General features: G+C 73.0%; 13 protein-coding genes. 9 read left to right on the forward strand and 4 right to left on the reverse strand.

Annotated features, from left to right (window positions below; all coding sequences use genetic code 11):
- The first annotated feature begins 220 nt into the window (after positions 1–220).
- The 7 genes from ACF08F_RS13960 (at position 221) to ACF08F_RS13990 (ending at position 7,511) form a co-directional block, all read left to right on the forward strand.
- Complete coding sequence (locus ACF08F_RS13960; protein ID WP_392298735.1) at positions 221–1,195, forward strand: ATP-binding cassette domain-containing protein; 975 nt, start codon at positions 221–223, stop codon at positions 1,193–1,195.
- Between the two features lie 160 nt (positions 1,196–1,355).
- The gene (locus tag ACF08F_RS13965; RefSeq protein WP_392298736.1) at positions 1,356–2,141 is read left to right on the forward strand and encodes an ABC transporter permease; all 786 of its coding nucleotides are present in this window, start codon (positions 1,356–1,358) and stop codon (positions 2,139–2,141) included.
- A 203-nt stretch (positions 2,142–2,344) separates the two neighbouring features.
- Complete coding sequence (locus ACF08F_RS13970; protein ID WP_392298737.1) at positions 2,345–3,841, forward strand: MFS transporter; 1,497 nt, start codon at positions 2,345–2,347, stop codon at positions 3,839–3,841.
- Positions 3,842–3,874: 33 nt separating this feature from the next.
- Entirely contained in the window at positions 3,875–4,072 is a 198-nt protein-coding gene (locus ACF08F_RS13975) for an Arc family DNA-binding protein (protein ID WP_392298738.1), read from the forward strand.
- Positions 4,069–4,440: a type II toxin-antitoxin system death-on-curing family toxin gene (locus ACF08F_RS13980; RefSeq protein WP_392298739.1), complete on the forward strand. Its 372-nt coding sequence runs from the start codon at positions 4,069–4,071 to the stop codon at positions 4,438–4,440. The genes ACF08F_RS13975 and ACF08F_RS13980 overlap by 4 nt, the downstream gene beginning before the upstream one ends.
- Positions 4,441–4,560: 120 nt before the next feature.
- Positions 4,561–6,354 (forward strand): DEAD/DEAH box helicase, encoded by a 1,794-nt coding sequence (locus tag ACF08F_RS13985; RefSeq protein ID WP_392299103.1) that lies wholly within the window; start codon positions 4,561–4,563, stop codon positions 6,352–6,354.
- Positions 6,355–6,869: 515 nt separating this feature from the next.
- Positions 6,870–7,511, forward strand: coding sequence for an IclR family transcriptional regulator (locus tag ACF08F_RS13990; protein ID WP_017237054.1), 642 nt, complete (start codon positions 6,870–6,872; stop codon positions 7,509–7,511).
- Positions 7,512–7,591: 80 nt separating this feature from the next.
- On the opposite strand, the gene ACF08F_RS13995 is transcribed toward ACF08F_RS13990, so the two are convergent.
- Positions 7,592–8,602, reverse strand: coding sequence for an ArsR/SmtB family transcription factor (locus ACF08F_RS13995; protein ID WP_392298740.1), 1,011 nt, complete (start codon positions 8,600–8,602; stop codon positions 7,592–7,594).
- Positions 8,603–8,688: 86 nt separating this feature from the next.
- Here ACF08F_RS13995 and ACF08F_RS14000 point away from each other — a divergent pair, with 86 nt between their 5' ends.
- Positions 8,689–9,828: an alpha/beta hydrolase family protein gene (locus tag ACF08F_RS14000; RefSeq protein ID WP_392298741.1), complete on the forward strand. Its 1,140-nt coding sequence runs from the start codon at positions 8,689–8,691 to the stop codon at positions 9,826–9,828.
- A 9-nt stretch (positions 9,829–9,837) separates the two neighbouring features.
- Positions 9,838–10,620, forward strand: coding sequence for a PDZ domain-containing protein (locus ACF08F_RS14005; protein ID WP_392298742.1), 783 nt, complete (start codon positions 9,838–9,840; stop codon positions 10,618–10,620).
- On the opposite strand, the gene ACF08F_RS14010 is transcribed toward ACF08F_RS14005, so the two are convergent.
- The 3 genes from ACF08F_RS14010 to ACF08F_RS14020 form a co-directional block, all read right to left on the reverse strand.
- Positions 10,553–11,932 carry an MFS transporter gene (locus tag ACF08F_RS14010; RefSeq protein WP_392298743.1) on the reverse strand — a complete coding sequence of 460 codons (1,380 nt, stop codon included), beginning with the start codon at positions 11,930–11,932 and terminating at the stop codon, positions 10,553–10,555. The two genes, ACF08F_RS14005 and ACF08F_RS14010, sit on opposite strands and share 68 nt — an antisense overlap.
- On the reverse strand, positions 11,929–12,123 hold the full coding sequence (locus ACF08F_RS14015; protein ID WP_392298744.1) for a hypothetical protein: 195 nt from the start codon (positions 12,121–12,123) through the stop codon (positions 11,929–11,931). Before ACF08F_RS14015 ends, ACF08F_RS14010 begins: the two co-directional genes overlap by 4 nt.
- Positions 12,124–12,193: 70 nt before the next feature.
- Positions 12,194–12,775 carry an ArsR/SmtB family transcription factor gene (locus tag ACF08F_RS14020; RefSeq protein WP_392298745.1) on the reverse strand — a complete coding sequence of 194 codons (582 nt, stop codon included), beginning with the start codon at positions 12,773–12,775 and terminating at the stop codon, positions 12,194–12,196.
- Positions 12,776–12,973: the final 198 nt, after the last annotated feature.

Genomic DNA, 12,973 nt, shown 5'->3' on the forward strand with positions numbered 1-12,973 from the left:
TCCGCAACACGCTGCAGAACAACGAGGGCGCCAAGGCCGGCCTGAACATCCAGGCCACCACCGCGTACGGCGACATCACCGCCCGCAGCATCTGACGACGGCGGCTCACCCGCCCCGCGCGCGCCCTCCGATCGTCCCCGCCTTCTGATCGTCCCCAGCCTCTGAAGCCCCTGAAGCCCCTGACGTCCCTGAGCCCTCAAGTCCCTGAAGGAGCACTCCCATGACCGACCTGGCCATCGCGGCGAACGGGCTGCGCAAGTCCTACGGCGACAAGCTCGTACTCGACGGCGTCGACCTGGCCGTCCCCGAGGGGACGATCTTCTCCCTGCTCGGCCCGAACGGCGCCGGCAAGACCACCGCCGTCAAGATCCTCTCCACCCTGGTCCGCGCCGACGCCGGCGAGATCCGCGTCGGCGGCCACGACCTCGCCACCGCCCCGCAGGCGGTCCGGGCGGCGATCGGCGTCACCGGCCAGTTCTCCGCGGTCGACGGCCTGATCACCGGCGAGGAGAACATGCTCCTCATGGCGGACCTGCACCACCTCTCGAAGACCGAGGGGCGGCGGGTCGCCGCCGAACTCCTCCAGCGCTTCGACCTGACGGAGGCCGCGAAGAAGCCCGCCTCCACCTACTCCGGCGGCATGAAGCGCCGCCTCGACATCGCCATGACCCTGGTCGGCGGCCCGCGGATCATCTTCCTCGACGAACCGACCACCGGCCTCGACCCGCGCAGCCGCCACAGCATGTGGCAGATCATCCGCGAGCTCGTCTCCGGCGGCGTGACCGTCTTCCTCACCACCCAGTACCTGGAGGAGGCCGACGAACTCGCCGACCGCATCGCCGTCCTCAACGACGGAAAGGTCGCCGCCGAAGGCACCGCCGAGGAGCTCAAGCGGCTCGTCCCCGGCGGGCACGTACGCCTCCGCTTCACCGACCCGGCCGCGTACCGGCGTGCCGTCCTCGCCCTCGCCCCGGGCGGCGGGTCCGGCGACGACGAGTCGCTCTCGCTGCGGATCCCCAGCGACGGCAGCCAGCGCGAACTGCGCTCCCTCCTCGACCGGCTGGACTCCGCCGGCGTCGAGGCGGACGAGCTGACCGTCCACACCCCCGACCTCGACGACGTGTTCTTCGCCCTCACCGGCTCCAAGGTGCCCGCGCAGTCCACTCAGCCCACTCAGCCCGCCCGGTCCGCCTAGGCCCTGTCGTCGCCCACCAGGGCCGCCTGGCCCACCGGGTCCGCTCGGCCGACTCGGCAAGCTCGGCCGACTCGCCAAGCCCTGCCGGCTCAGCCCGCCCGGCCCCGCCCGCCCGCTCCACGTAGCCCACCCCGCCGAACCAGTTCGAGGAGAACGTCCGATGAGCTCCCTCTCCCTCGCCGTGCGCGACTCGTCCACGATGCTGCGCCGCAACCTCCTGCACGCCCGCCGCTACCCGTCCCTGACGCTGAACCTGCTGCTCACGCCGGTCATGCTCCTGCTGCTCTTCGTCTACATCTTCGGCGACACCATGAGCGCGGGCATCGGCGGCGGCGACCGCGCCGACTACATCGCGTACCTCGTCCCGGGCCTGCTCCTGATGACGATCGGCAGCACGACCATCGGCACCGCGGTGTCCGTCTCCAACGACATGACCGAGGGCATCATCGCCCGCTTCCGGACCATGGCGATCCACCGCCCCTCGGTCCTCGTCGGACACGTCGTCGGCAGCGTCCTGCAGTGCGTGATGAGCGTGGTCCTCGTCGGCGCCGTCGCCCTCGCGATCGGCTTCCGGTCCACCGGCGCGACCCCCCTGGAGTGGCTCGCCGCCTTCGGGTTGCTCGTCCTCTTCGCCACCGCGCTCACCTGGATCGCCGTCGGCATGGGCCTGATCAGCCCGAACGCCGAGGCCGCCGGCAACAACGCGATGCCCCTGATCTTCCTGCCGCTCATCTCCAGCACCTTCGTCCCCGTCGCCTCGATGCCCGGCTGGTTCCAGCCGATCGCCGAGTACCAGCCCTTCACCCCGGCCATCGAGACGCTCCGCGGCCTCCTCCTCGGCACCGAGATCGGCCACAACGGCTGGCTCGCCGTCGCCTGGTGCGTGGGTCTCACGGTCCTCGGCTACTTCTGGTCGACCTCGAAGTTCAACGGCGACGCGAAGTAACCGCCGTGCCGCCGCGGGCCCGCTCCCGCACCCGTACCGCCCGAGGGCGGCGTACACCGACAGCGCGTCGGAGTACGCCGCCCCGTCGGCTTTCCCGGCCAGGACGAGACCCGTCCGAGGCGGGGACGGGACCAGAGACCGAGGACCAAAGACCGGTGCCTCTGACAGGGGTCATTCGCGGGTTGACCTCTTACTCTGGGGGGATGAGCGCCCTTGAACCCCGCGAGGCCGGCGCAGACGTCGACGTCGACGTCACCGACGGCCCCGCCCACAGCCCCGGACCCCGTGCCGCACACGCCGACACCAAGGGGTCCGTCCTCGACGGCGACCACCGGGCGCTCAGCGTCGGCATCGTCGCCGTCGTCCTGCTCATCGCCTTCGAGGCCACCGCCGTCGGCACCGCGATGCCCGTCGCCGCCCGCGAGCTGAACGGCGTCTCCCTCTACGCCTTCGCCTTCTCCTCGTACTTCACCACCAGCCTCTTCGGGATGGTCCTGGCCGGCCAGTGGTCCGACCGGAGCGGCCCGCTCGCCTCCCTCGCCACCGGCATGAGCGCCTTCGCCGCCGGGCTGGTGCTCTCCGGGACCGCCGGCACGATGTGGCTGTTCATCCTCGGCAGAGCCGTGCAGGGACTGGGCGGCGGCCTCGTCATCGTCGCGCTGTACGTGGTGGTCAGCAGGGCGTACGCGGAGCACCTCAGGCCCGCGATCATGGCCGCGTTCGCCGCGAGCTGGGTCATCCCCTCCGTCGTCGGACCGCTCGCCTCCGGGACGATCACCGAGCACCTCGGCTGGCGCTGGGTCTTCGTCGGCATCCCCGCCCTCGTCGTCTTCCCGCTCGCCCTCGCCCTTCCCGCGATACGCCGGACCGCCTCGGGCCCCGCGGACCCCGAGGCGCCCGTCGCCCCCTGGGACCGGCGGCGGATCCGGCTCGCGCTCGCGATCTCGGCCGGCGCGGCGCTGCTCCAGTACGCCGGGCAGGAGCTGCGCTGGCTCTCCCTGCTGCCGGCCGCCGCGGGCCTCGCGCTCCTCGTGCCCGCCGTGCGCGGACTCCTGCCGCGCGGCACCGTCCGGGCGGCGCGCGGCCTGCCCTCGGTGATCCTGCTGCGCGGCATCGCCGCCGGGTCGTTCATCGCGGCCGAGTCCTTCGTCCCGCTGATGCTGGTCACCCAGCGCGGCCTGAGCGTGACCCTGGCCGGGCTCTCCCTCGCCGCCGGCGGCCTCACCTGGGCGCTCGGCTCGTGGATCCAGGCCCGGCCGTGGACGGAGCCGTACCGCGAACGCCTGGTCGTCCTCGGGATGGTCCTGGTCGCCCTCGCGATCGCGGCGGCGCCGAGCGTGCTGATCACGGCGGTCCCGGTGTGGGTGGTCGCGGCGGCCTGGGGCCTCGGCTGCCTCGGCATGGGTGCGGTGATCTCCTCGACGAGCGTGCTGCTCCTGAAGCTCTCGGCGCCGGAGGAGGCGGGCGCGAACTCGGCGGCCCTCCAGATCTCGGACGGCCTCTCGAACGTCCTGCTCCTCGCGGTCGGCGGCGCGGCCTTCGCGGCGCTCGGCGGCGGCGCGGTCGGCCACGCGGTGAACTCCCACGCGTCGACGGGCTCCCACCCGGCGGCCTTCGCGGCGGTGTTCCTGCCGATGGCGGGGGTGGCGGCGGCGGGGGCGTGGGTCGCTACGCGGTTGGGCGAGCCGAAGAACGCGTGACACCACGCGGTACCACTCGGTACCGTGTGGTACATGGCCGGTCTTAACGTGAGGTTCACCCAGGAAGAGCTGGACGCGCTGCGTGAGCGTGCCGAGGCGGAGGGCCGCAGCATGCAGTCCTTCGCGCACGAGGCGGTGATCAAGGCGATAAACGAACACTCCCGGCTGTTCGACGAGGCCGCCGAGCACGTCCTGAAGGCCAGTGCGGAGCTCAACCGGAGGCTTGCGTGACGTACTTCCTCACGCTCCCGGAGCTCCTGAACCTTGCGGGGCGCCTCGGGGCGAGTGAGGTCCGCGACTACGGTCTGCTGGAGTCCGCCCTGGCCCGCCCGCAGACGAGCGTGTTCGGCCAGGACGCCTATCCCGAGATCTGGGAGAAGGCCGCGGCGCTGATGGAGTCGCTCGCGCGCAACCACGGCCTGGTCGACGGAAACAAGCGCATCGCCTGGTACGCGACCTGGGTCTTCCTCCACATGAACGGCCATCCGCTCGACCCCGCGTTCGACGTCGACGAGGCCGAGATGTTCGTCCTGGACGTGTGCCAGGGGGCGCTCGACGTGCCCAAGATCGCAGCGCGGCTACCGGGGTTCGCACGCTGATCCGGCAGGTGTGACAACCGCCGCACCGGACGAGGTCACGGCCTCGTCCGGCCCCGTTCGCCACAGCCTCACCGGTAAGGTGGCCCGGTTGTCATATCTGGACGAGCGTCGAACCCGGAGATCGTGACTACTACCACCACCTCCTCCCATCACCTCTCTCCCGCCTTCCCCGGCCGGGCCCCTTGGGGTACCGCCGGCAAGCTGCGAGCCTGGCAGCAGGGCGCCATGGACAGGTACCTCCAGGAGCAGCCCCGAGACTTCCTCGCCGTCGCCACCCCCGGCGCCGGCAAGACGACCTTCGCCCTGACCCTCGCGTCCTGGCTGCTGCACCACCACGTGGTGCAGCAGGTCACCGTCGTCGCGCCCACCGAGCACCTCAAGAAGCAGTGGGCCGCCGCCGCCGCGCGCATAGGGATCAAGCTGGACCCGGACTACAGCGCCGGGCCGCTCAGCAAGGAGTACGACGGGGTCGCCATCACCTACGCCGGCGTAGGAGTCCGGCCCATGCTCCACCGCAACCGCTGCGAGCAGCGCAAGACCCTCGTCATCCTCGACGAGATCCACCACGCCGGAGACTCCAAGTCCTGGGGCGAGGCCTGTCTGGAGGCCTTCGAGCCGGCCACGCGGCGGCTCGCCCTCACCGGCACCCCCTTCCGCTCCGACACCAACCCCATCCCCTTCGTGACGTACGAGGAGGGGAACGACGGGATCCGCAGGTCCTCGGCGGACTACACGTACGGCTACGGCAACGCCCTCGGCGACGGCGTCGTCCGGCCCGTCATCTTCCTCTCCTACAGCGGCAACATGCGCTGGCGCACCAAGGCCGGCGACGAGATCGCCGCCCGCCTGGGCGAGCCGATGACCAAGGACGCCGTCTCGCAGGCCTGGCGCACCGCGCTGGACGCGAAGGGCGACTGGATGCCGAACGTGCTCCGCGCCGCCGACCAGCGGCTCACCGAGGTCCGGAAGTCCATCCCGGACGCCGGCGGGCTCGTCATCGCCTCCGACCAGGACTCGGCCCGCTCGTACGCCAAGCTCATCCGCGAGATCACCGGCACCAAGGCCACCGTCGTCCTCTCCGACGACACCGGCGCCTCGAACCGCATCGACGAGTTCAGCGGGAACACCGACCGCTGGATGGTCGCCGTCCGCATGGTGTCCGAGGGCGTCGACGTCCCGCGGCTCGCGGTCGGCGTGTACGCGACGACCATCTCGACCCCCTTGTTCTTCGCACAGGCCGTCGGCCGATTCGTGCGTTCGCGCAGGCGCGGCGAGACCGCCTCCGTGTTCCTTCCGACGATTCCCAGCCTCCTCGGTTTCGCCAACGAGATGGAGGTCGAGCGCGACCACGTCCTCGACAAGCCCAAGAAGCAGGGCGAGGAGGACCCGTACGCCGAGTCCGAGAAGGAGCTCGCGGAGGCGGAGCGCCAGCAGGACGAGGACACCGGCGAGCAGGACATGCTGCCCTTCGAGGCGCTGGAGTCCGACGCCGTCTTCGACCGCGTCCTCTACAACGCGGCCGAGTTCGGCATGCAGGCCCACCCCGGAAGCGCCGAGGAGCAGGACTACCTCGGCATCCCCGGACTCCTCGAACCCGACCAGGTCCAGCTGCTGCTGCAGAAGCGCCAGGCCCGGCAGATCGCGCACAGCCGCAAGCGGCCCGACGAAGAGGCCGACCTGCTCGAACTCCCCGCCGACCGGCGCCCTGTCGTTTCCCACAAGGAGCTCCTCGAGCTGCGCAAGCAGCTCAACACGATGGTCGGCGCCTACGTCCACCAGACCGGCAAGCCCCACGGCGTGATCCACACCGAGCTGCGGCGGGTGTGCGGCGGGCCGCCGAGCGCGGAGGCGACCGCCGGGCAGATCCGCGAGCGGATCAAGAAGGTCCAGGAGTGGGCCACCCGCATGCGGTGAGCCCCGCCCCGGCATCCGGCACACCGTCGCCGGATGCCGGATGCCGGATGCCGGATGCCGGATGCCGGCGCACTGTCGCCGGTCGCCGGTTGCCGGATCGCCAACGGCGGTCAGGATGTCAATGAGGCCCGTACGAGTCTGCGCGTACGGGCCTCACGCGTCCCGCGGCGGCGGGACCCGGCCCGGAGGCAGGCCCCCACGGCCGCCTCCGAGCACCTTCCACGCTAGAGGCACGACATAGCCCGTCTTGTCAGCCAAAGTCCCTCGTCCGGCCGACGAAGGTCCCGAACCGTCTCTATCCGGTCCCCGGCGCCCGGATTCTGGACGAGGTCTTCCGCTGAGCGGAGCGGGTCGCTACTGTCCCGGCTCAAAAGCAATCGCCCCGTGGCAGCGCCGCCGCGGAGCGCAGCCGGTGTACCCCTTCCTGCCGGCGGCCTCTGACGTGCGTCGCCGACGGGACCGGCGTCGCGATCCCGTGAGAGCCCGCCGCCACTCACTCCGAAGGAGAGGGCGTCGTGACCGCGGAAACCTCCCAGACGCTCGACCGGGGACTCAGAGTCCTCAAACTGCTCGCCGACACCGACCACGGCCTGACCGTCACCGAGTTGTCCAACAAACTCGGGGTCAACCGGACGGTGGTCTACCGCTTGCTGGCCACGCTCGAACAGCACGCCCTGGTCCGCCGCGACCTCGGCGGGCGGGCCCGCGTCGGCCTCGGCGTGCTCCGGCTCGGCCGCCAGGTCCACCCCCTGGTCCGGGAGGCCGCGCTGCCCGCGCTGCGCTCGCTCGCCGAGGACATAGGGGCCACCGCCCACCTGACGCTCGTCGACGGGGCGGAGGCGCTCGCCGTCGCGGTCGTCGAACCGACCTGGACCGACTACCACGTCGCCTACCGGGCCGGTTTTCGCCACCCGCTCGACCGGGGCGCGGCGGGTCGCGCGATCCTCGCCGCCCGCCAGGGCTCCCTGATCGAACCCGGCTTCACCCTCACCCACGGTGAGCTGGAGGCCGGCGCGAGCGGGGCCGCCGCACCGCTGGTCGGCGTCACGGGCGTGGAGGGCAGCGTCGGCGTCGTGATGCTCGCGGACGCCGTCCCCGAGCGCGTGGGCCCCCGCGTCGTCGACGCGGCCCGCGAGGTCGCCGACGCCCTGCGCTAGGGCGCTGAGGCGCCTGTGGGGCGAGGGTGCCGACACCCCCGCGCCGGGGCGCCTGCAGGGGCGGGTGCCTACACCCCGCGCTACGGCGCCTGCGGGGCGATCAGCAGCGCGCCCAGGGGTGTCCTGGCGTGCTGGACCGACCTGCCCGTGCGGGTCGTCGTGATCAGGCCCGCCGCGCGGAGGGCCTGGGCGTGGGCCGAGGCCGTCGCGTTGCTGACGCCCAGCCTGCGGGCCAGGCCCGTCGTCGTCCTGGCCTCGTCCAGGACGCGGAGCAGCTCGGCCCGGGTCCTGCCCAGCACCGCCGTGAGGGCCTCCTCACGCGTGCCGTCGCCGTCCGGGGCGAGCGGCAGGCCCCGGCCCGCCGGGTAGGCGAGGACCACGGGGCGCCCCGGCAGGTCCTGGACGAGCGGCCCGCCCCGCCAGTGGAAGGTCGGCAGCAGCACGAGCCCCCGTCCGTCGAGCCGCACGCACCGCCCGCCCGGCACGCCGGGGCCCGCCGGGAAACCGGACCCCGGGCTCCCTCCCGCCGCTCCCCACTCCCACACCCCGTCCCGCAGCTCCGAGCCCGGGGCCGCGGCCGTCAGGGCAGCACCGAGCCCCTGCTCCGCGACCGCCAGCGCGTGCCGGGTGAACTCCGCCCGGTGCAGGTCCTGGACCAGCGGCCACACCGGGGCCAGGACCGTCTCGTACGCCGCGGCCTGCGCCCGGTCCAGCGTGCGCCACGCCCCGGCGTCCCCGCCGTGCAGGGCGTGCACCCACGACGGCACCGGGCCCCCGCCCGCGTACACCCGCTCCAGCTCCGACCGGACGAACTCCGGCCCGCTCGCGCGGATCAGCGCGAAGCCCTCTTCCCGCGTCCCGCCGAGGACGTCGAGGAAGTACGGGGCCACTCCGCCCGGCACCAGGTCCGCGAGCGGCCCGGCCGCCGCCGGCAGGGCGCGCGACAGCCTGCCCCGCCAGCGCCCGAAGAGCAGCTCCTCGTGCGGCGCGCCCAGCATCATGAGGGCCGCGTGCAGCTCCGGCACGGGCGACGGCCGCGGCGCGAACCGCACCCGCGCGAAGTCGTCCACGGTGAGGTGGATCCGCAGCACCTGTCCGAACTCCTCGACGTCCGCCTGCCTTTCGGGTCAGGCCTGAACCTTCGCGCGCGACCCGGTCCCGCCCAAGGATGCCGTGCATGACCCAGCACACCGCACTCACCCGCCGCACCGTCGCCAAGGGCGCCCTCCTCGCCGCGGCCGCCACCCTGCTCGGCCCCACCGCCCGGGCCGCGACCCCGGCACCCGTCGTCCCCCGGCTGCCCGCGCCGACCGGCCCCCACCCCGTGGGCCTGCGCACCCTCGTCCTGACCGACACCTCCCGCGACGACCCCTGGGCGCCCGGCACCGGCGCACGCGAGGTGAAGATCACCGTCCTCTACCCGGCCCGCACCGTCCGCGGCTGCCCGCGCACCCCGCAGCTCACCCCCGCCGAAGCCCTGTACTTCACCGAGCTCGCCCCCAGGGTCCGCCCCGGGCTGCCCGCCTCGGGCGTCGACTGGGCCGCGATCCTCACCCACGGACACCTGAACGCGCCCGCCCTCCCGGGTCGCCGCCCCGGCCTCCTGTACAGCCCCGGCGGCGGCGACTCCCGCACCCTCGGCACCACCCTCGCCGAGGACCTCGCGAGCCACGGCCGGATCGTCGTCCTCATCGACCACCCCGGCGACGCGAGCCAGGTGGAGCTCCCCGGCGGCGTGCGCGTCACCGTCCTGCGAGGGGACCCGGACCCGGCGACCTTCCGCACCATGATCGACACCCGTGTCGCGGACATCCGCTTCGTCCTCGACAGCCTCGGCGGGCTGCCCCTCACCTCCGCCGCGCCCGGCACGGACCTCAGCGGGATCGGTGTGTACGGGCACTCGGCGGGCGGCACCGCCGCCGTGCACGCGCTGGCCGCCGACGACCGGATCGCCGCCGCCGTGAACCTGGAGGGGTACCTCGACCTGGACCCGCTGCACGGCTTCGACCGGCCGCTCCTCATGTTCCGCACCGAAGGCTTCGACGGCGCCGACCGCATCGAACGCTCCTGGGAGCGGCTCCGCGCCCGGCGCGTCACCCTGCCCGGCAGCGACCACTGGATCTTCTCCGACCACGCCTTCCTCGTCCCCCGGCTCCAGGCCGCGGGGCTCGTCACCCCCGAGGCGCGGGCCGCGCTGATCGGGCCGGCCGACCCGGCGGTGGCCGTCCACGCCCTGCGGCGCGGGGTGCGGGCCTTCTTCGCCCGCCGTCTGCCGGCGCCCGTGCCCCCGGCCCGGGGGAGGCGCGCGTCCCAGTAGATTGGATGCGTGCTCTCCACCCTTCCTCGTCACCGTGCCCTCGCGCTCTGCGCCCTGCCCGTGGTCGCGCTCCTCGCCGTCGCCGGGCTCGCGCCGCTGCCGTACGCGATCGCGCAGCCCGGCACGACCGCCGACGTGCTCGGCAAGGACAAGGGACGCGAGGTCATCACCATCACGGGCGCCCCGGTCCGGCCGACCGAGGGGCAGCTGCGGATGACGACCATCCTCGCCACGGGGCCGTCCACCGAGGTCGACCTCGGGGACGTGGCCGACGCCTGGTTCCGCACCGACCGGGCCGTCCTGCCGCGCGAGTCCGTGTACCCGTCGGGGAAGTCCGACGCCGAGATCGAGAAGCGCAACCTCGGCCAGATGAAGCAGTCCCAGGACGCGGCGACCCTCGCCGCCCTCGACTACCTCAAGCTCGACCCCGAGGACGTCAAGGTGACCCTGCACCTCGCCGACATCGGCGGCCCCAGCGCCGGGCTCCTCTTCTCCCTCGGCATCGTCGACAAGCTCGACGACGGCGACCTCACCGGCGGCAAGACAATCGCCGGTACGGGAACCATCGACGCGGACGGCACGGTCGGCGCCGTCGGCGGCGTCTCCCTCAAGACCCAGGCCGCGGCGCGGGACGGGGCCACCGTCTTCCTCGTGCCGAAGGCGGAGTGCTCCGACGCCCAGGCAGAGCAGCCCAAGGGCCTGCGGCTCGTCCCCGTCACCGAGCTCAGCGACGCGGTCGCGTCGCTCCGGGCCCTGGAACAGGGGCAGGAGTCGAAGGTCCCGAGCTGCTGACCGGTCCGGCCCCGGGTATGTCCGCCGGGGGCGCGGCAGGAGTGGCGTTCATGCCTCGCCAGGCCGGGAAGACCAGCGGGGCGAGGGTCGTGAGGAAGTAGAGCGCGCCGATCCCGAGCAGCGTCTGCGTCAGCCCCACCCGCTCCACCAGGAAACCGGCCGCCAGACCCCCGAGCGGGGTCGTGAGCAGCACCCCGGCCGTACTCGCGCCCACGACCCGGCTGCGCAGCGCGTCCGGCACCTGCTCGTACATGACCGTCGTCAGGATCGGATTGAGGACCCCGACGCCGAGACCGGCCGCCGCCAGCGTCAGGAGCAGCGGCGCCGTGGTGTCGGTCAGCGCGGCCACCACGTACGGCGGGGCGCCGCCGACGAGGAAGCCCGCCGCGAACACGGCCCGGCGGGGGAACCGCACCCCGACCGCCCCGTACAGCAGCGCACCGGCGAGCGCGCAGCCGGCGAAGACCGAGACCAGCAGGCCCTGGGCGGCGGGACCGCCCAGCTCCTCCCGGGCGTGGACCGGCAGGAGCACCGAACTCCAGCTCTGCGCGAGGCCGTTGGTGACCATCACCATGACCATGATGCCGAGCAGCAGCCGGGACCGGAACAGGAAGGCGTAGCCCTCGCGGAGGTCGGCCCGGTAGCGGGCGGGGGAGAGCCGGGGCCCGTCGCGCATCGGCTCCGCCGAGGGCACCCCGCGCAGGCCCGCGGTGACGAGCAGTGCGGACAGCCCGAAGGTGGCCGCGTCGAGGAGCAGGACCGTGTCGGCGCCCAGGAACGCGACGAGCAGTCCGGCGACGGCGGCGCCGGTCATGCGCGCGCCGCGGGCCACCGCGTCGTACAGGCTCGCGGCCCGGGGCAGCGCGGTCCCGGCCTGCTGGGCGAGGTCGGGGACCAGGACGTGCCGGGCGGTCTCGCCGGGCGCGTGGCACAGGCCGGTGACCGCCATCAGCGCGCACAGCATCCAGAACTCCAGGACGCCGAGGTGGTGCAGCAGCGGGATCGTGGCGAGCGCGAGCCCGCAGACCAGGTCGGAGGCGATGCTGATCCGGCGGCGGCCCAGGCGGTCGATGAGCGGTCCGCCGGCGAGCGTGGAGAGGAGGACGGGGAGGGCCGCGCAGAAGGCGACGAACCCCGCTTTGCCGGGGCTTCCCGTGGTGTCGAGCGCGAACCAGGGGACGCCGATCAGTGTGAGTGAATTGCCGGTGATCGAGACGGCGTTGGCCGTGAGGACGGTGGCCAGTGGGCCTCGGGCGTTCTTCCTCGCCGCACCCGTGTCTGCGGCGGTCTTCTCTCCCCCCGGAACGGTCATGCGGTCAGGAGGGGCGGTCGGTTCGTCGGCACGGCCATCCGCAGGCCCAGCTCGACGAGCTTCCAACCCAGTTGGACCCGGAGGGGCGCGGTGGCGGGCTGCCCTTCGGCCCGCCGGCGGGCAGCGGCGGCCGCGTGCCGCAGCTCGGTCGCGGCGAGTGCGTGTAACTGCAGGTGGATGTCGGCGTGCACGGTGCGGGTTCCTTTCGTTGGAGTCGAAGTCGAAGTCGAAGCCGAAGTGGGAGCGGGGGCGGTGCGGCGGTCAGTCGTCCTGCTGCGGGAAGGCGTGCAGATGGACGCGCACGCGCTCGGCACCCGGCGCTTCCGTGTCGGCGGTGTCGCGGTAGCTGTCGATCAGCTCGTGGAGCTTCCCGGTCAGCTCACGCAGCTTCTCGGTGGGCAGTCTCAGCGTGAAGTCGCTCATGTCCGAGGCGCCGTGCCAGTCCTCGTGCCAGTCGTGCCGGGTGCCGAGGTACGTGTTCAGCTCCTGCGTGTGGATGGTCGCCACCTCGTACAGGTAGACCTCGAGCGCGCCTTGGACCTCGGGGTCCTGGTTCTTGTGGAGCGTCTCGTCCAGGGACGTCCCCTGCTGGGCCGATCTCCACCACCGCTCCCGGCCCTTGCCAAGCGTCGGGTCGTCCTCGACGAAGCCCACGGCCGCGAGCTGGCGGAGGTGGTAGCTGGTCGCCCCGCTGGACTCGCCGAGCCGCTCGGCGAGTTGGGAGGCCGTGGCCGGCCCGTACCGCCGGAGGGCACGCAGCAGCTGGATGCGCAGCGGGTGGGCGAGACCGCGCAGGGAGCGCGGGTCCAGGGTGCGGCTCAGGTGCTTCTCGGGCTCGGACATGACTCAAGCCTAGAGTTGCAAAGAAGAGGTTGCAAGGGTTTCTTTGCAACCTCTTCTTTGCAGAGACCTTTCTGCAGTGATTTCTTTGCAGCGATCCCTTCGCGTGACCCCTGAGGGCGTGCCCGGTCTCCGTGGACGTGCCTCCGTGGCCGTGTCTCCGTGGCCGCGTCTCTGCGGCCGTGTCTCCGTGGGCGTGTC

This window comes from Streptomyces sp. NPDC015130, assembly GCF_043080005.1.
Lineage (GTDB): Bacteria > Actinomycetota > Actinomycetes > Streptomycetales > Streptomycetaceae > Streptomyces.

Excerpts from the sequence above, each read along its gene's own strand:
- ACF08F_RS13960 (WP_392298735.1), top strand. The coding sequence starts at position 221 with ATGACCGACCTGGCCATCGCGGCGAACGGGCTGCGCAAGTCCTACGGC.
- ACF08F_RS13965 (WP_392298736.1), top strand. The coding sequence starts at position 1,356 with ATGAGCTCCCTCTCCCTCGCCGTGCGCGACTCGTCCACGATGCTGCGC.
- ACF08F_RS13970 (WP_392298737.1), top strand. The coding sequence starts at position 2,345 with ATGAGCGCCCTTGAACCCCGCGAGGCCGGCGCAGACGTCGACGTCGAC.
- ACF08F_RS13975 (WP_392298738.1), top strand. The coding sequence starts at position 3,875 with ATGGCCGGTCTTAACGTGAGGTTCACCCAGGAAGAGCTGGACGCGCTG.
- ACF08F_RS14000 (WP_392298741.1), top strand. The coding sequence starts at position 8,689 with ATGACCCAGCACACCGCACTCACCCGCCGCACCGTCGCCAAGGGCGCC.
- ACF08F_RS14010 (WP_392298743.1), bottom strand. The coding sequence starts at position 11,932 with ATGACCGTTCCGGGGGGAGAGAAGACCGCCGCAGACACGGGTGCGGCG.
- ACF08F_RS14020 (WP_392298745.1), bottom strand. The coding sequence starts at position 12,775 with ATGTCCGAGCCCGAGAAGCACCTGAGCCGCACCCTGGACCCGCGCTCC.